This window comes from Oceanimonas smirnovii ATCC BAA-899 (genome assembly GCF_000381965.1).
Lineage (GTDB): Bacteria > Pseudomonadota > Gammaproteobacteria > Enterobacterales > Aeromonadaceae > Oceanimonas > Oceanimonas smirnovii.
In genome coordinates, this window is the sequence record NZ_KB908461.1 from 98,210 (window position 1) to 116,868 (window position 18,659).

General features: G+C 58.2%; 13 protein-coding genes. 2 read left to right on the plus strand and 11 right to left on the minus strand.

Annotation, left to right across the window (positions count from 1 at the left end; translation table 11 throughout):
* Positions 1–11: 11 nt before the first annotated feature.
* From tldD to G364_RS0110275, 8 genes are all read right to left on the minus strand, one after another.
* On the minus strand, positions 12–1,457 hold the full coding sequence (tldD, locus tag G364_RS0110240; RefSeq protein WP_019935056.1) for a metalloprotease TldD: 1,446 nt from the start codon (positions 1,455–1,457) through the stop codon (positions 12–14).
* The gene (locus G364_RS0110245; RefSeq protein WP_019935057.1) at positions 1,454–2,281 is read right to left on the minus strand and encodes a carbon-nitrogen hydrolase family protein; all 828 of its coding nucleotides are present in this window, start codon (positions 2,279–2,281) and stop codon (positions 1,454–1,456) included. Before G364_RS0110245 ends, tldD begins: the two co-directional genes overlap by 4 nt.
* Positions 2,282–6,031 (minus strand): YhdP family protein, encoded by a 3,750-nt coding sequence (locus G364_RS0110250; RefSeq protein WP_019935058.1) that lies wholly within the window; start codon positions 6,029–6,031, stop codon positions 2,282–2,284. It abuts the gene before it with no gap.
* Positions 6,031–7,500 (minus strand): ribonuclease G, encoded by a 1,470-nt coding sequence (gene rng, locus G364_RS0110255; protein ID WP_019935059.1) that lies wholly within the window; start codon positions 7,498–7,500, stop codon positions 6,031–6,033. The genes G364_RS0110250 and rng overlap by 1 nt, the downstream gene beginning before the upstream one ends.
* Positions 7,501–7,569: 69 nt before the next feature.
* Entirely contained in the window at positions 7,570–8,145 is a 576-nt protein-coding gene (locus G364_RS0110260) for a Maf family protein (protein ID WP_019935060.1), read from the minus strand.
* A 9-nt stretch (positions 8,146–8,154) separates the two neighbouring features.
* Positions 8,155–8,643, minus strand: a complete 489-nt coding sequence (gene mreD, locus G364_RS0110265) for a rod shape-determining protein MreD (RefSeq protein ID WP_019935061.1) — start codon at positions 8,641–8,643, stop codon at positions 8,155–8,157.
* Positions 8,640–9,506, minus strand: coding sequence for a rod shape-determining protein MreC (mreC, locus tag G364_RS0110270; protein WP_019935062.1), 867 nt, complete (start codon positions 9,504–9,506; stop codon positions 8,640–8,642). The genes mreD and mreC overlap by 4 nt, the downstream gene beginning before the upstream one ends.
* 33 nt (positions 9,507–9,539) lie before the next feature.
* Positions 9,540–10,583, minus strand: coding sequence for a rod shape-determining protein (locus tag G364_RS0110275; RefSeq protein WP_019935063.1), 1,044 nt, complete (start codon positions 10,581–10,583; stop codon positions 9,540–9,542).
* A 200-nt stretch (positions 10,584–10,783) separates the two neighbouring features.
* On the opposite strand from G364_RS0110275, the gene G364_RS0110280 reads away from it, so the two are divergent.
* A complete protein-coding gene (locus G364_RS0110280) occupies positions 10,784–11,668 on the plus strand; it encodes a 1-aminocyclopropane-1-carboxylate deaminase/D-cysteine desulfhydrase (RefSeq protein ID WP_026344839.1) in 885 nt (294 codons plus the stop codon).
* On the opposite strand, the gene G364_RS0110285 is transcribed toward G364_RS0110280, so the two are convergent.
* From G364_RS0110285 to G364_RS0110295, 3 genes are all read right to left on the minus strand, one after another.
* The gene (locus G364_RS0110285; protein WP_019935065.1) at positions 11,656–13,569 is read right to left on the minus strand and encodes an EAL domain-containing protein; all 1,914 of its coding nucleotides are present in this window, start codon (positions 13,567–13,569) and stop codon (positions 11,656–11,658) included. The two genes, G364_RS0110280 and G364_RS0110285, sit on opposite strands and share 13 nt — an antisense overlap.
* Before the next feature lie 146 nt (positions 13,570–13,715).
* Complete coding sequence (locus tag G364_RS0110290) at positions 13,716–14,297, minus strand: single-stranded DNA-binding protein (RefSeq protein WP_019935066.1); 582 nt, start codon at positions 14,295–14,297, stop codon at positions 13,716–13,718.
* A 14-nt stretch (positions 14,298–14,311) separates the two neighbouring features.
* Positions 14,312–15,685 (minus strand): MFS transporter, encoded by a 1,374-nt coding sequence (locus G364_RS0110295; protein ID WP_019935067.1) that lies wholly within the window; start codon positions 15,683–15,685, stop codon positions 14,312–14,314.
* A 146-nt stretch (positions 15,686–15,831) separates the two neighbouring features.
* Here G364_RS0110295 and uvrA point away from each other — a divergent pair, with 146 nt between their 5' ends.
* A complete protein-coding gene (gene uvrA / locus G364_RS0110300) occupies positions 15,832–18,654 on the plus strand; it encodes an excinuclease ABC subunit UvrA (RefSeq protein WP_026344840.1) in 2,823 nt (940 codons plus the stop codon).
* The last annotated feature ends 5 nt before the right edge of the window (positions 18,655–18,659 follow it).

Below are 18,659 nucleotides of genomic sequence, written 5' to 3' on the forward strand. Positions count from 1 at the left end.
TCAGTGGCGGGTTACTGGGTGCCGCCCACCGTCATGCGGTCCAGCTTGAGGGTGGGCTGGCCCACGCCTACCGGCACACTCTGGCCGTCCTTGCCACAGACGCCCACGCCGGCGTCCAGGCTCAGATCATTACCCACCATTGACACCTGGCTCATGGCCTCAGGGCCGTTACCAATCAGGGTGGCCCCCTTGATTGGCGCGGTCAGCTTGCCATCTTCAATCAGATAGGCTTCTGACGCCGAGAACACAAACCGGCCCGAGGTAATGTCTACCTGACCACCACCGAAGTTGGGCGCATAAATGCCCTTCTTCACGCTGCGAATAATCTCGTCCGGCGGTGTCTCGCCGGCCAGCATATAGGTGTTGGTCATGCGCGGCATGGGCAGGTGAGCATAAGACTCGCGCCGGCCGTTGCCGGTGGGTGCCATGCCCATCAGCCGGGCGTTGAGCTTGTCCTGCATATAGCCCCTGAGCACGCCGTTTTCAATCAGCACGTTATAGCCGCTGGCGGTGCCTTCATCATCCACGGTCAAAGAGCCACGACGATTGGCCAGGGTGCCGTCATCCACTATGGTGCACAGCTCCGAGGCCACCTTTTCACCAATGCGACCGGAGTAGGCAGAAGAGCCCTTGCGGTTGAAATCCCCTTCCAGACCATGACCCACCGCCTCGTGCAGCAGCACACCGGGCCAGCCGGCACCCAGCACTACCGGCATGGTGCCGGCTGGCGCGTCTACCGCTTCCAGGTTCACCAGCGCCTGACGCACCGCTTCCCGGGCATAGCTCATGGCTCTGGGCTGGCCGTCGATCTCTTCCAGAAAATAATCATAACCAAAACGACCGCCACCGCCGCTGCTGCCCCGCTCCCGCCGGCCATTGCGCTCTGCCAGTACCGAGCAGTTCAGTCGCACCAGCGGGCGCAGATCCGTGGCCAGAGTGCCGTCGGTGGCCAGCACCAGTATTTCTTCATATACCCCTGAGATGGAAGCGATCACCTGTGTAATGGACGGATCCAGACTGCGGGCAAAGGCGTCCATTTGCTGCAGCAGGGCTATTTTTTGCTCCCGGGGCAGACTGTCCAGCGGGTTCAGCCCCCTGTAACGGGCGGTCACCGGCTGCGGCTGGCCCACCTTGAAGCGACCGTCGCCACCGTGAGCGGCAATGCCCCGGGCGGCACTCACCGCCTGATCCAGCGCCGTGGCGTTAAGTTCGTCAGAATAGGCAAAGCCGGTTTTTTCACCGCTGACGGCGCGCACGCCCACACCCTGCTCTATGTTGTAGCTGCCGTCCTTGACGATGCCGTCTTCCAGCACCCAGGACTCATGCACACTGTTCTGAAAATACAGATCGGCAAAGTCGATCTGGTGGCGGCTGAGCCGCGCCAGCTGGGCATCGAGCAAGGCCATATCCAGCTCATTGGGCACCAGCAGGCTTTGATTAATCTGTTCAATACTCATTCGTTGTCTCTCCACACCGCTCGCAGGCAGGCATGTTGGGCCACGGGCATTTGCCGGCGTATGCTGTCGAGGCGATGTTGTTCAAGGGGGGCCACGATCAGGCCTTCACCATTGGGCAGGCAGGCCTGAATGTCACCCCAGGGATCCAGGATCACCGAATGCCCCCAGGTTTGCCGGCCCCCGGCATGCTCACCCACCTGGGCTGCCGCCAGAACATAACACTGATTTTCAATGGCTCTGGCCTGTAGCAAGGGCAGCCAGTGTGCCTTGCCGGTAACGCGGGTGAAGGCGGCCGGCACCAGCAGAATATCCGCCCCTTGTTCACGCAGGGCCCGGTACAGCTCGGGAAAACGCAGATCATAACAGACTGACAGCCCCAGACGACCAAAGGGGCTGTCAACCACACATAACTCATGACCGGGGCTGAAGGTATCGGATTCGCGATAACGACCATGGCCATCGGCCACATCCACATCAAACAGATGCAGCTTGTGATAACAGGCTACCCGCTCGCCTTTATCGTTAAATACCAGACAGCTGGTATGCAGCTTGTCACTCTGCTCTGTCTGGGTCGGCATGGACCCCACCACCAGCCAGATGCCGTATTGCCTTGCCCACTGGGCCAGACAGTCTTGCACCGGCCCGTTTCCCAATGGCTCGGCCACGGCCTGCACGGCCTGGCGGTTGCCAAATACCACAGCGTTTTCCGGCAATTGCACCAGCAGTGGCCGGCTGGCGGGCAGGCGTTCCAGCAGGGCAGCAATTTTCGCCTGGTTGACCGGCCAGTGATCACTGGCATTCAGTTGCAGAGCGACCAGTTCCATTTATGGCTCCTTGTTAATAGCAGGCAGTTTGATTTTATTTTGTTCCCGCCCCAGCTCTTTGACTTCCGGGCTGGCCAGCGGTCCCGTTACCTCATAGCGAATGCGGGTAAACACATCCACCACCGGGCCAAACAATTTGGACGCCGCCAGCACATAAAGGCCGGTGACCGGTGTCACCGCAAAAGCGGTTAATACGGGCAGATTACCGGTTAAATCCGGAGTAAAGTCAAAGCGATAATTCAGCTGACTGGCTGGCAGATCAACCAGCCCTTTACCGGTCAGATCACCGGCTGCCCCTTCCAGTAAGAAATCATTGTTGTGCAGCACTCCATTGTTGAATTCACCGGTTGCGCTGATGCGGTCAAAGTAAAAGCCGCCTTCAAATACATCACGAAAATCCAGCCGCAGCCGGCGCAGCACTGAATCCATACTCAGTACCGACAGCAGCCCTGCTCCCTTGTCGCTGACGCCGGTCAGCACACCGGCACCGGTTTCCACACTCACAGTGCCATTCAGGGTGGCAGGCTCAGGCTGCCAGGGCAACCCGGGCCAGTTTAATTGCGCCTCAATCAGCGCCTTGGTATCCCGAAAGGGAGAGGCATGACCCAACGCCCGCCAGAGCTGCTGCAATGACTGAGCACCACCCTGCCACTGAATACGGCTGGTATTCAGCCCTTGCTGCTGCAGCCATTGCCCCTGAACCCGCCCCTGCAGCTGATCTCCATCCAGCCAGAGGTCATCCAGACTAATGCCGTTTTGAGCTTGCAGCGGCGTGAGCTGAAGCCCCATTTTGCCCAGTGACAAATTACGCCAGCGGCAGTCATCACAGCGGAACACCAGCGCCGGAATATCAGAGGGCGACAGCGCATCAGGGACTTCGCCAGACTCATTAGTTTGCGGATCAAGCCATAAGCGCTCAAACAATGCGGTCACAGGCTCACCGTCAGCCCACGTAAGACTGCCTTTTACCTGTTGCGAATCTATGGTGAGACGCCGCCGTTCTGCCGCCTCCGGGGTAACGCCCAGCCGCAAATCACTGAGTAATTGTCCCCAAAGTGTTCCCCGGTCGGCGCGCAGTGCCATTCGATAGTCTTCAGGCCAGTGCAGTTTCATTTGCTGAGGCTGCTGCTGGCCTTGCGTTTCAGACAGCGCAATCCACTCATCCAGCGCCAGCGCTTCCAGATGGGCCGCTATATCCAGCGCAGCTCTTGGCCCGGCCGCGCCGGCTCCGCCTGCAGTCACCCAAAGCCGCCGGATAGTGGTACCGGCATCACTGAATTCAAGTACGGCATCGGCATCAAGATCCGGCGCCAGACTCAGCTGTGCTTGTGCCTGAGTGGCATTGCCGGAAACGTTCAGCTTAACCGGCCGGGTCCAGTCTGCTTCTTTCGCCAGCGGTGCCGGCAACTCGCTATGCAGCCCGTTCAGATCAGAGCTGAGTCTGGCGTCATAGCCAACTTCTCCCTGCTGCAGGCGTAGCGTCACATCGCCCTGCCAGCGGGTCTCGCCACTCAGCGCCGCCAGCCCGGGCTGTGCCTTCGCCAGCGCGTCTCCCTGCAGCCGGCCGGCCAGTTCAATCGTGGCGTCATAGCCGGCATTGGTGACTTGCCCGGCATAATTCACCGTCAGCGGCTGCCCCAGCCACTGCGTCTGCAACCCGGCCAGCCTGGTCTCTTGCTGATCAAACATCAGGGTGCCGGTCACCTTGGTCAGCGGCATGGCAAGCGGCGTAACCTGCACTTGATTACCAGAAAAATCGACCTCACCATCAACGCCGACGTCACCACCGCTCAGAGGAATATTCAGCGCCAGCCTGCCAGTGAGCGGACCTGACACCTGTATCTGCTCCAGAGCAACGCCCACCGAGCTTTTTAACGGAGATTGCGTGAGATAATCCGTCACCGCCTCGCCGGCACCACTGACCCCGGCATTCAGCTCCAGATGCGCGTTTTCATCAAGGGGAGTAATACGGGCATCAATATCGACGGCACGCGCCGCACCTAACCGGCCGCTGCCCTGCTGCATATAGAGGTTATCGTTCTCAAACAACAGCTCCAGATCAAGATCGGTTAATGGTTGCCAGTCAGGATCAAAGCGAAATTCAGCCTGACGCAGCGGCACCCTGGCCTGAAACAGGCCGCTGCCATCATGATAGGGAAACTGATTAAGCCGGCCATACCAGAGCACCTTGGCCTGGCTGGCCTGACCAGCCACTATGGCACCTTCCAGATAGTCCACCAGCGGTGTGCCCATCACCGGCTCGGGCAGATAGCCTCCCGCCGCACCGGCCCGGTGCAGCTCCACACTGGCCGAAGCACTGAGCAGTGGCGAGTCATTAGCAGGCAGCTGCAGGCTGATATGGGCATCCACATCCAGATCATCACCGGCAAGACGCAGCGCATCACTCCATAGCCACCAGCCATCTTTGCGCTTTTGCCACTGCCATTGAGCCTGCAGCTGTTGCACCGGCCAGGCATGACGAAAAGCGCTGTCCCACTGCCAGGCCGATGCCTCAGGCTGCTGAACGCTTAAACGGCCATGATCCGCCGCCACCACAAAGCTGCCTTGCAGACCACGGACACCGGGAATCCACTCAAACGCCTGCGTACCGACATGATGGTATTCTCCCTGCAGCTGCCAGTCACTGCCGGCGGACGGTATATCCGCCTCCAGGTAAAGCCTGGCCAGCTCTCCTGCCGGTGCCGCTCCCGTCAGCTGCCGGGCTGCTGCCGGCCAGTAATGCTCCCCCCACTGGGCCAGTAAAGCCACATCAGTGAGGCTGAGCCGGTCCAGATAACCGGTCAGTTTGTTGTTGTGCCTGTCCAGCTGCACTTTCCAGCTGGGCCAGGACTCCCCGTCCACGCTGATATCAATGCCGCTGCTGGCCAGCTGCCAGCCCTGCTGGGTAGGTTGCCACTGAATACGGCCCCCCTTTACCGCCACCTGGTGCTCCCCGCCCCAGCGAGCTTCACTGTTTCCCAGAGTCAGCAGTGCCGCCTGCAGCTCTCCCTGCTGCCACTCCAGCCAGGCTTCAAAAGAGAGCCGGGCGGCCACTTTTTTATCATTGGGTCTTGCCTGAGCCAGCATGGGGCCGGCATCCACCCCCTTAGCCTGCATATAGATGCCGCCACTCAGGCTGTGAATATCATCCCCTTCGAGGCGCCCCTTGAACACAAACTGCTGGCCGGCGGCACTGCCAAACCCAAGCCGCCCTTCCCCCTGGTGCAAACCGGGCCGGTTTTGCCAGTGCAGGGCGGGAATTTGTAACTCCAGCAGCGGTTTGCCGGGGCTGGCCAGCACCAGCTGAGCGTTGAGCAGGGTAAGTTTCCGCACTGCCTGCAATGCCAGGGTGCGCAACTCGTCAAGATCGGTATTGGCTTTCTCTCCTGCGGGGGTCAGTTCCAGTCGCAGACCATCAAGCGTGACTTCGTTCAGCACCGGCCGCCACTGGCGCAAACTCTGCCACAGCTGCATATCAATCAGGGCACGCCGCAGGGTCAGCCGGGGTTGCTCGGATCCCTGCAATTGCAGCTTTTCCAGCACCAGCACTGGGCCATAATCTTTCCAGTCCAGCCCCAGATCAGCAATGCTCAGACTCAGATTGTGCTGATCCAGCATGCGGTTCAGCCACTGCTGCTGTAACCCTGCCAGCCAGGGCGAACCAAAACGCAGCAGAGTAACCAGCAGCGCCAGCACCACAGCAATGCCGGCCAGGGTAAACCAGGCCCAGCTGAAAGTGCGCCTCAGCACTACATCATCACCACATCAAACTGCTCCTGGTTATACAGGGGTTCATTATTCACCTTGACCTGCTTGCCAATAAAGACTTCCAGCTCTGCCAGCATATGAGATTCGTCTTCCTGCAGGGCGTCCGCCACGGCAGTAGAGGCGTAGACCACAAACTTGTCAGCATCGTAGGCTTTATTAACGCGCAGTATCTCCCGCAGAATTTCGTAGCTGACGGTCTCTACGGTTTTCACCCGGGCCCGGCCGTTACATTCGGGGCAGGCATCACAGAGCACATGCTCCAGGCTTTCCCGCGTGCGCTTGCGGGTCATTTCGACCAGACCCAGCTGAGAAAAACCGTTTACATTGGTTTTAGCCCTGTCTCTGGCCAGCGCCAGCTCCAGGCTGTGCAGTACCCGACGCTTGTGATCCTCATCGTGCATATCAATGAAATCAATAATGATAATCCCCCCCAGATTGCGCAGTCGCAACTGGCGGGCAATGGCCTGGGTGGCCTCGATATTGGTGTTGAAAATGGTTTCTTCAAGGTTGCGGTGGCCCACAAAAGCCCCGGTGTTGATATCGACCGTGGTCATGGCCTCAGTCTGATCGATGATCAGGTAGCCGCCGGACTTGAGCTCCACTTTACGATCCAGCGCGCGCTGAATTTCGTTTTCCACATCGTAGAGATCAAAAATGGGAGCATTGCCATGATAATACTCAATGCGGCCGCACAGCTCGGGTACAAACTCTTCTACAAAGGTACACAGGCTGTCACAGGTTTCCCGGGAATCAACCCGAATGCGGTCCAGCTCGGCCCCGACAAAATCACGTACGATACGAAACGCCAGCCGCAGATCTTCATATAACATGGAGCAGGAAGCGTATTTGCTTCTGCGCTCCTGAATTTTCCGCCACAGCCGTTTCAGAAAAGCCGCATCCTGAGCCAGCTCCTGCTCGCCAATACCTTCGGCAGCGGTGCGAATAATAAAACCACCCTGCTCATCCACATGCTCGGCAGCCAGCGCTTTGAGCCGCTCCCGCTCCTGCTCGGAATCAATGCGCTGGGAAACGCCCACATAGGCACTGCCGGGCATAAACACCAGATAACGGGAGGGCAATGTAATATCGGTGGTCAGACGCGCCCCTTTGGTACCGAGCGGATCTTTCACCACCTGCACCATGATGTCCTGGCCCTGACGCACCAGCTCGGCAATATTGCCCGCCTGAAAGTGGGCCTGCTCACGGGTGTCGACACATTCAGTATGAGGAACTATATCGGAGGCGTGCAGAAAAGCGGCCCGTTCGCCGCCAATATCCACAAAGGCTGCCTGCATACCCGGCAATACTCTGCTGACCTTGCCCTTATAAATATTGCCCACTATGCCACGGCGGGCCTGCCGCTCAATGTGCACTTCCTGCAGGATACCGTTTTCCACCAGGGCTACCCGGGTCTCCGCCGGGGTCATATTGATAATCAGTTCTGCAGACATAAGGGCTCCGCCAGTCCGAATAGAGAATGCCCTAAATTAACACAGAATAACCCTGTTCCGGAGTCTGATTCAGGCAGTGGCGATGCCATGGCGCTGCAGCAGTGCCTCGGTTTCCACCAGCGGCAGACCCACCACGGCGCTGTAGCTGCCATTAATGCCCGATACAAAACGCCCGCCCACTCCCTGAATGCCATAGCCACCGGCCTTATCGGCGGGCTCGCCGGTGCGCCAGTAACGGTCGATGTCGGCCTCGCTCAGGCACCGAAACGTTACTTCAGTGGTCACCAGCACCACCTCACATCCACCATCGGCAGCCAGTGCCATGGCAGTCATCACCTGATGGGTGCGCCCTGACAAACGCGCCAGCATGGCTTTGCCGTGGGCTTCGTTCCGGGGTTTTTCCAGTACTTCATCGTTCAGCACCACTATGGTGTCACCGCCCAGTACCGGCAGCGGCATTGGTGCCAGTGCAGCGCCCGCCTGCGCTTTGTCCTGCGCCAGCCGCTGTACATAGCCGGTAGCAGACTCACCCGGTCGCTGGCACTCTTCCACCTCGGGGCGTACCAGTGCAAAGCTGACTCCCAGCTGTGCCAGCAGTTCGCGGCGGCGCGGTGAAGCAGATGCCAGGTAAAGAGCAATACTCATATCGGCTCCTCAGGTCAGAGAAAACTGGCGGCGGCATTTGCGCAGCAACAGAAAGATCCAGGGCCAGAACAACATGCTGCTGACGATGGACCAGAAGTAGTGATAGTCCACCTGGGTTTCGCTGTTAAGGTAAGCGGTCCAGAAAATCAGCAGCTTGTTCAGCATCACCAGACCACCTACCACAAAAGCCTGCTGCCAAACCGAGTAATTGCGCATGCGCTGAAACTGGGATGTTGCCAGATAAACCGGAATAACCAGCGCCAGAGCTCTTACTCCCAATACTGAACCAAGCAAAAGATCCAGTAACAGACCGGCTACAAAGGCAGTGCCCACATTGGCCCTGTGTGGCAGCGCTATGCTCCAGTAAATGAGCACCACCAGCAACCAGTCAGGACGAAAGGGAGCAATCAGATCAGGCAAAGGCAGAATAGACAACATCAGCGCCAGCATCAGGCTGAACATAATGGTCAGTCTGCTGCGCCACGGGAAACCACTCATGAGGCCCCCTCCGGTGCTACATTTGGTAACGATGTTCTCACTCTGGGTTCAGGCCACAGTAATAGCAGATAACGTACTCTGTCCAGGGCAGCAAAAGGCGTAATGCGAATCTCGGCAAAGGGCTGGCCTTCCTCATAGCCAACATGGGTAACTCTGCCGACCGGGTAGCCTTCGGGGAACCGTCCGGCCAGGCCGGAGCTGAGCAGTACGTCCCCTTCCTGTATGTCGGTATTGCGGGTGATATTGTCGAGCAGCAGCCGATCCAGGCGACCACTGCCGCTGGCAATGGCGCGAATGTCATTGCGCTCCACCCGCACCGGAATGCCGTGACTGGCATCCGTGATCAGCAAGACCCGGCTGGTGGTTTTACCAACAGACATGACCTGCCCTACCACTCCCTGTTCATTCAGCACTGGCTGACCTTCAAACACACCCTGCAACGTGCCTTTATCAATCACAACCTGGTGGGAGAAAGGATCGGTATCCACCGCCATGATTTCAGCCACCATGCGCCTTGCGTCCTGCTGAACCGGCGAGCCCAGCAATTCGCGCAGACGCTGATTTTCCTGCTCCAGGTGGCGCAACCGCAGCAAATCATCCCGCAGCAAAAACAATTCACGCTCCATGCGCTCAGCCTGGGTTAACAAGGTCTTTCGCGACATCAGCTGGGTTGAAGCAGTGTCCAGCAAAATGCGCGGGCTGTTGGCCATATACTGCAGTGGGCTGACCAGAGAGTTAAGGTAAAGCCTGATATCGGAAAAGGACTGATAACGGCTGTCTGCCACCATCAGCGCAAGACTGGCCAGCACCGCCAGTGTCAGGCGAATGGGCAAAGAGGGTCCGCGACCAAAAATAAGTTTCATTAAAAGAGCGAGCCGGTCACCCGGCCCGATTCATCAGTCGTAGTGAAACAAGTCGCCGCCATGCATGTCGATCATCTCCAGCGCCTTGCCGCCTCCCCGGGCCACACAAGTCATGGGATCATCAGCCACCACAACAGGAATGCCGGTTTCTTCCATCAGCAGGCGATCCAGATCACGCAGCAAAGCACCACCTCCGGTCAATACCATGCCGCGTTCAGAAATATCTGACGCCAGCTCAGGTGGAGACTGCTCCAGCGCCACCATCACTGCACTGACAATGCCGGTCAGCGGCTCCTGCAAGGCTTCCAGAATTTCATTGGAATTCAGGGTAAAGCTGCGCGGAACCCCTTCTGCCAGGTTGCGCCCCCGAACTTCAATCTCAATAACATCATCACCCGGATAAGCAGAGCCCACTTCATGCTTGATGCGTTCAGCAGTGGCTTCACCAATCAGGGAGCCGTAGTTGCGGCGCACATAATTAATAATGGCTTCATCAAAACGATCACCGCCTACTCTCACCGACTGGGAATAAACAACACCGTTAAGGGAGATAATGGCCACTTCGGTGGTACCGCCGCCAATATCCACCACCATGGAGCCAGTGGCTTCGGATACCGGCAGGCCGGCACCAATGGCCGCTGCCATGGGTTCATCAATCAGATAAACCTCACGGGCACCGGCGCCCAGGGCAGACTCCTTGATGGCCCGGCGCTCTACCTGCGTAGAGCCACAGGGAACACAGACCAGTACTCGAGGACTGGGGCGGAAGAAATTATTGTCGTGCACCTGCTTGATAAAGTGCTGCAACATTTTCTCGGTAACGTAGAAGTCGGCAATCACGCCATCTTTCATCGGACGAATGGCGGCAATGTTGCCGGGAGTACGCCCCAGCATCTGTTTGGCGGCATGACCGACGGCGGCAACGCTCTGGGCCGAACCGGCTCTTTCCTGGCGAATGGCCACGACGGAGGGTTCGTTCAGAACTATGCCCTGATCTTTTACGTAGATAAGGGTGTTGGCCGTTCCCAAGTCGATGGACAAATCGTTGGAAAACATGCCTCTGAGCTTCTTGAACATATGCTGAAGGGGATCCTGGGTTGATACCGGAAAAATTCGGCTAACTTTACCAACGCAACCACCCCCTAGCAAGGCAGAACCCGGCCAGGCCTGGTTGCAATCGAATACGAGTTTTAATAAATCAATAAGTTCCCTACACTAAGCACCTCTGAATCCTTTCTGTTTATTTTTGCGTGATCCAACTTCAACGCTGGCAACACTTGTTTCGCCATTCTCTGTCGCCACTGATACCACTTGAGCATACGACGCTGCAACAGCACAGGGTGGCGCTTTATATTAAACGGGATGACCTGCTGCACCCTTCCATATCCGGCAATAAATGGCGAAAACTTAAATATGTGCTGCGCCAGGCGCTGTCGGAGCAGGCGGCCGGCCTGCTCAGCTTTGGCGGAGCCTGGTCCAATCACTTACATGCACTGGCTGCCGCCGGCCATACACTGGGAATGCCTACCGTCGGCATAGTACGTGGTGAGCCCGAATACGCCGCCAACCCCACCCTGTCCGATGCGCAAGGCTGGGGCATGCAGCTGGCGTTTGTAGACCGTCAAACCTATCGCCGCCGCCACCATGCTGATTTTCTTGCCGAACTGCGCCGCCGCTACCCCGGTTTTTATCTTATTCCTGAAGGCGGCAGCTGCGAGCTGGCCCTGCCTGGTGTGGCCGAGTTGTGGCAAGAGCTGCCAGCATGCGACCAGCTGATCCTGCCGGTGGCCAGCGGCGGTACCCTGGCGGGCTTGTTGTCAGCCCGCCCCGAACACACACACCTTACCGGCTATGCCGTACTCAAAGGCAAAGACTGGCTGGCCCGGACGGTGCAGCAGCTGTATGCCCCTGCTGAATCAGATAACGGCTGGCGGTTACGCCTGAATCATCATGGCGGTGGCTATGCCAAATGCTCCGTCGAAGACCGCAGCGCCATTACGGCCCTGAGCACAGCATTGGGCATTCCGCTGGAGCCTATATACAGTGGCAAGGCCATGCTGGGGTTGTTTCGTGATATTGAGGCCGGCTGTTACCCGCCCGATAGCCGGCTGATATTTTTGCATACCGGTGGCCTGCAAAGTGCAAGGTCTCAAGTCAGCTGAAAACGCTCAGGACAGGAAAAATAATATCCCTGTCCGGCATGCACACCCAACTGCTTCAGGCAGGTCCACTCTGCTTCGGTTTCCACGCCCACCGCTATCACCCGGGTATGATTGCCCATGCAGTTACCCAACAAACTGCGCACCGCCATCTGATTCACCGATTTCTTGTCAATATCTCTGACCAGGCTGGGGTGCAGCTTGAGGTAATCGAGATCATAATCCTTGATGTACTGAGTGCTGACCACATCCTGGCCAACATGGTCCACCGCCAGCCGGCAGCCAAGCGCCTTCAGCGCCCGCAGTGGTTTTACCAGCTCCAGAAAGTGCCGGCCTACGCCCGCTTCAGACAGCTCAATGACCAGCTCATGAAGCAAAGGCCTGGGCAACTGGATCAGTTCAAACACCAGCCAGCGGTGAAAACTCCGGTTAAGGATACTGGCGACCGACAGGTTAACAGCCAGCACCGCCTTGCGGTCAGCGTCTTGTAGTGCCGTCAGGCTTTGCAACATAATGCAGCGATCCAGATCCTGCAGCAAACCACACTTCTCTGCCATGGGCAGAAAATGACCGGCAGCCAGCTCCCGCCCCTGCTCATCATGAATACGGGCAAGCAATTCAATGCTCTCGGGAGTGGCCTCTGCAGCGCTGTAAATACCCTGACGGTCCAGTAGTATGGCATCCTGCTCCAGCAGACGTCCAAGCAAAGTGCGCCATCGTACCGTACCTTTGCCACTGCTTTCTTCGGTCAGCCCCTTATAGTACATAAAGTAGCCGTCACCACCCTGTAGGGCAGCGCTGCGTAACGCCAGCTCGGCCTCTTCTTCTATCTGATGTAACTGTTCGCCAAAGCGAAAACAAACACCGCCGATATAAACCGCCGGCTCTTTGACGACATCAGGCCAGTGCAGCCGACGCAGCAGTTTAAGCACCTGCCGGGCGGCCTCCTGGGCTTCGCTTTCTACCGTGTTGGGAAACATCAGTGCAAAGGTATTACCGGTATAGCGGGCCTGCAGGGCACCGGGATAACGCCGGATCAGGTGTCCCAGATACACCGACGCCGAGCTGAGCAGCTCATCACCTCTGTCATGGCCCAGTTTATGGTTGATGTGCTCCAGATCCTGCAGCTCTACCAGCAATAATGCAGCTGATTGACTGGCTGAGTCATTCAGCGCCGCTTCCAGCCGGTTATCAAAAAACACCCGGTTGCCGATGCCAATATTGCGATCAACAAACACATTGGCCCGAATAAAAGTGTCAAAGCGACTACGCTCCTTACGGGCTTCACGCAAGTCAGCCATCAGCTTATCCAGAGCGCGGCTGGCAGCCTGAGGCCACTCTTCTTTCGGGCTGTGTTGCAACATACTGAGCCGGCCGTCCAGGATCAGCCGGCCACGCTGCTCAAGCAGTTCGGCACCACGCAGCTGCCGGCGAAACCAGCGCAGACTAAGCAGCAGTCCGGCAAACACCAGCATAATGGCACCGGTCAGACCGGATACCGCAGCCAGAGAATGGTCTATATGGTAAAAAGGCGGGCGCAGGACCAGCCTGACAAAAAGCCCGTCATGACTGGTGAGTGCTCTGTCGTACTGCTCGCTGATTTCATCACTCGCCAGCGGCTGAGTCAGACCAGACCGGTAATACTCTTTATGCTGATCATGCACAGTAAAAACAATGAGTTCGTTCGTATCCAGCAGCGCCGGCAACCATCGATCAATATTGGGCTGAGCAGTACTCTCAGGCTGCCAGGATTCATCCACCATGCGTACCACTGCATCAACCTGACGCTGCTGATAGGCAATGCCCATCTGATAAAAGCTGAGCCCGGCACCAATCAACACCATCAGTACCGCCGCCAGCACGCACAGGGTGATGGTGGTAATAAACTGATTGGTAAACTTCATGTGCTTTCCTTGCGGCCGGCACCCTGCCGGCGGTTTCCTTTTAATGCAGATTCAGGCGAACCCACTCGTAATCAACTCAGTATCGTGCAGTTTTTAACGTATGCCAATAAAAAGACCCCGCCAAAGCGGGGTCTTGAGGCGCTCCGTCAGAACGGAATATCGTCATCAAAGTCCATGGGCGGTTCATTGTATACCGGCTGACTTTGTGGTTTCTGCTGGGGCTGGCTTTGGGGCTGCTGCTGGGGCTGGCTGCCACCATATTGCGGCTGACCACCCTGCTGTCCGCTACCCTGCTGCTGGCCCCAGTTGCCCTGCGGCTGACCACCGCCCTGCTGGCCCTGGTTCCAGCCACCCTGACTTTGCTGACCGCCGCCCTGCGGACGTCCGCCCAGCATCTGCATGGTACCGCCCATGTCCACTACCACTTCGGTGGTATAGCGATCCTGGCCACCCTGATCCTGCCATTTTCGGGTTTGCAGCCGGCCTTCCACATACACCTGAGAGCCCTTGCGCAAATACTCACCGGCAATTTCTGCCAGCTTGCCGAAAAATACTACCCGATGCCATTCGGTACGCTCACGTTGTTCGCCGCTCTGCTTGTCACGCCAGGTCTCACTGGTGGCCAGAGTAATATTGGCGACGGCATTGCCGTTAGGCATATAGCGCACTTCGGGATCCTGACCAAGATGCCCGATCAGGATGACTTTGTTGATGCCTCTATTGGCCATAACTTGCTCCGTACTCACAGGTTGATCAGGCGTTTGGCCTGATCCAGTTCAAAAATATTGCCATCTACCTTAAGGTAGGCAGCGCCTTCATCGGGAATGATCAACGCCTCATGCACTCCCGGCAGCGCCATCAGCCGCTGCAGCAGCTGGCTGCGGGCAGACTCTGTTTCTATCTTAACACCGATAGGCAGAATATGAGACCGAACCCGGCTGACATTGGTCATGCCTGCCGACAACCAGAACCAGAACACCATGGCCAGCGCCACCAGCAAAAATACACCGGAGCCGCCCAGTTTCTGATAGAGAGCACCACCGGCCACACCGCCGATAAAGGCACCAAGAAACTGACTGGTGGAATAGATGCCCATGGCAGTGCCTTTGCCGCCCACCGGGGCCAGCATGGATAAAAACGCCGGCAGCGAGGCTTCCATAAAATTAAAAGCAGTAAAGTACAGCACCATGGCCAGCACCAGCAGCCACAGTTGAGTGCCTGCCACCGCCATCAGCACCAGGGCCACCATCATCACCAGAATGGAGGCCTGAAACAGCAGCTTGTTCATATTGCGCCGGGCACCGAGGATCAAAAACGGCACTATCAGCACAAAGGATGCCAGCAGAGTGGGAAAATACAGCCACCAGTGATGCTCCCGTACCAGACCGGCGTCCACCAGCGACAGCGGAAAGGCCACAAACACCGCCGTCAGGCTCAGGTGCAGCAGCATAATGCCAAAGTCCAGCCGCAGCAGTTGTTTGTCTTTCAGCAGCCGGCCCAACAGCTCGGGGGCCGCGGTGACGTCACGGATTTGACCCTTACTGACCGAGTCCGGCAGCAGCAGGCGTACCATCAGCATGCCCACCACTGCCAGCACCGCCGTGGCCCAGAACACGCCGGCCAGACCGAACTGGGCTGCCAGCAGCGGGCCAGCCACCATGGCCACCGCAAAGGAGATGCCGATGCACACGCCGATAATGGCCATGGCCTTGGTGCGGTGCTCTTCCCGGGTGATATCAGCGGCCAGTGCCAGAATGGCACCGGCGATGGCTCCGCTGCCCTGCAGCACCCGGCCAGCCACCACGCCATAAACCGATTCGGACATGGCCGCGACCACTGAACCGGCAGCAAACAGCGCAAGACCGCCATAGATCACCGGCTTACGGCCAATGCGATCCGACAGCCAGCCCGCCGGAATCTGTAATATGGCCTGGGTCAGGCCATAGGCGCCGATGGCAATGCCTACCCACAACGGTGAGAAGCCGTCCAGGCTGCCACCATAAAGGGCAAACACCGGCATGATCATGAACAGGCCCAGCATACGCATGCCAAAGATGCTGGCCAGGGTAAAAGAGGCTCGCCGCTCCCGCGGACTAAAACCTTGCTGTTCGCTCATGAATACTGTTCCGCTGTTATTGTTCACAAAAGAGCAGCAGTCTAGCACGGAGCGCCGGTCAAGATTAATCCCCTAATGTACCCTTGGCTGGCTATTCATCCAGTGCCATACTAGCCGGTCTCGTTTAAAACTTGGTCATGCTGCAGATGGATAAAATTGACGTTCGCGGAGCGCGCACCCACAACCTGAAGAACATCAGCCTGGAATTACCCAGAGATAAACTGATCGTCATCACCGGTCTGTCGGGCTCGGGCAAGTCGTCCCTGGCTTTTGATACCCTGTATGCCGAAGGGCAGCGCCGCTATGTGGAATCGCTGTCTGCCTACGCCCGCCAGTTTCTCTCGCTGATGGAAAAGCCCGATGTGGATCATATCGAAGGCCTGTCACCCGCTATTTCCATCGAGCAGAAATCCACGTCCCACAACCCCCGATCTACCGTGGGCACCATTACCGAAATTCATGATTATCTGCGGCTGTTGTTTGCCCGGGTGGGTGAGCCTCGCTGTCCTACCCATGAGTTACCGCTGGCGGCCCAGACAATCAGCCAGATGGTAGACAAGGTGCTGGAGCAGCCAGAGGGCAAGCGGTTGATGCTGCTGGCCCCGGTAGTGCGCAACCGCAAGGGTGAGCACAGCAAGCTGCTCGACAACCTGTCGGCCCAAGGCTTCATTCGTGCCCGCATCGACGGCGAAGTCTGCGATCTGTCGGATCCGCCGGCGCTGGAATTACAAAAGAAACACACCATTGAAGTGGTGGTAGACAGATTCAAGGTGCGGGACGATCTGCAGCTGCGGCTGGCAGAGTCTTTTGAGGCGGCGCTGGAGCTCTCCGGCGGTATCGCCTCTGTGGTGAGCATGGACGATGAGCAGGAAGAGCCGCTGGTGTTTTCCGCCAACTTTGCCTGCCCGGAGTGTGGTTACTCCATTGCCGAGCTGGAGCCGCGCATTTTTTCCTTTAACAACCCGGCGGGGGCCTGCGAGCAGTGCGACGGCCTGGGTGCCCAGCAGATTGTTGACCCCGACAAGGTGGTGTCCAACCCCGAGCTGAGCCTGGCGGGCGGTGCCATTCGCGGCTGGGACAAGCGCAGTTATTATTATTACCAGATGCTCAAGTCCCTGGCAGAGCATTACGACTTTGATCTGGAAGCCCCTTTTGAAAGCCTGTCCAAGCCCATTCAAAAGGCCGTGCTCTATGGCTCGGGCCGGGCCAATGTAGAATTCCGCTACATGAATGACCGCGGCGATGTGCTGGTGCGCAAGCACCCTTTTGAGGGCATAGTGCACAACATGGAGCGGCGCTACCGGGAGACCGAGTCCAACTCGGTGCGGGAAGAGCTGGCCAAATATCAGAGCAACCGGGCCTGCCCGGGCTGCGGCGGCACTCGGCTGAAGGAAGCCGCCCGTCATGTGTTTGTGGCGGATCACAATCTGCCCCGGGTGTCCGACATGGCCATTGGTGAGGCCCATGCCTTTTTCACCGGGCTGCAGCTGGATGGCCAGAAGGCGCAGATTGCCGATAAAATTCTGAAGGAAATTACCGAGCGGCTGGGCTTTCTGGTTAATGTGGGGCTCAATTACCTGACCCTGTCCCGCAGTGCCGAGACCCTGTCCGGCGGCGAGGCCCAGCGCATTCGTCTGGCCAGCCAGATTGGTGCCGGCCTGGTGGGGGTTATGTATGTGCTGGACGAGCCCAGTATCGGCCTGCACCAGCGCGATAACGAACGACTGCTGGCCACGCTTACTCACCTGCGGGATCTGGGCAATACCGTGATCGTGGTGGAGCACGATGAAGACGCCATTCGCGCCGCCGATCATGTGCTGGATATCGGTCCCGGTGCCGGCGTACACGGCGGCCAGATAGTGGCTCAGGGCACACCGGCAGAGGTGATGGCCAACCCGGAGTCGCTTACCGGTGCCTATCTCTCGGGCCGTGAGGCCATTGCGGTGCCGGCGCAGCGCACGCCGGTGGGCGAGTACTGGCTGCGGCTTGAAGGCGCCAGCGGCAACAACCTCAAACAGGTGAACCTCGAATTACCTCTGGGGCTGATGACCTGTGTTACCGGCGTGTCCGGCTCGGGCAAATCGACCCTGATCAACGACACCCTGTTTCCCCTCGCTCATCGCGAGCTGAACAAGGCCACGGTGAGTCAGCCGGCGCCCTACTCTGCCATTCACGGCCTCGACAAGCTGGACAAGGTGGTGGACATCGATCAGAGCCCCATCGGCCGCACGCCCCGCTCCAATCCGGCCACCTACACCGGCATTTTCACGCCCATTCGTGAGTTGTTCTCCGGCACTCAGGAAGCCCGCTCCCGTGGCTACAAGCCGGGCCGCTTCTCCTTTAACGTCAAAGGCGGCCGCTGCGAGGCCTGCCAGGGCGACGGCGTGATCAAGGTAGAAATGCACTTTCTGCCCGACGTCTATGTGCCCTGCGATGTGTGCAAAGGCAAGCGTTACAACCGGGAAACTCTGGAAATCCGCTACAAGGGCAGGAGCATTCACGAGGTGCTGGAAATGACGGTGGAGGAAGCCTGCGATTTCTTTGCCCCTGTGCCCGCCATTGCCCGCAAGCTGCAGACCCTGATGGACGTGGGCCTGTCCTATATTCGTCTGGGTCAGTCCGCCACTACCCTGTCGGGCGGCGAGGCCCAGCGGGTCAAGCTGGCCCGGGAGCTGTCGAAGCGGGACACCGGCCAGACCCTGTATATTCTCGACGAGCCCACCACAGGCCTGCATTTTCACGATATTCAGCTGTTGCTGACGGTGCTGCACCGGCTGCGGGATCACGGCAATACGGTGGTGATCATCGAGCACAACCTGGACGTGATCAAAACCGCCGATTGGATCGTGGATCTGGGGCCGGAAGGGGGCAGCGGCGGCGGTGAGATCCTGGTGGCCGGCACCCCTGAAGCCGTAGCGAAACACGAAGCGTCTCACACTGCCCGTTTTTTACGGCCCATGCTGGGGTAACAGCC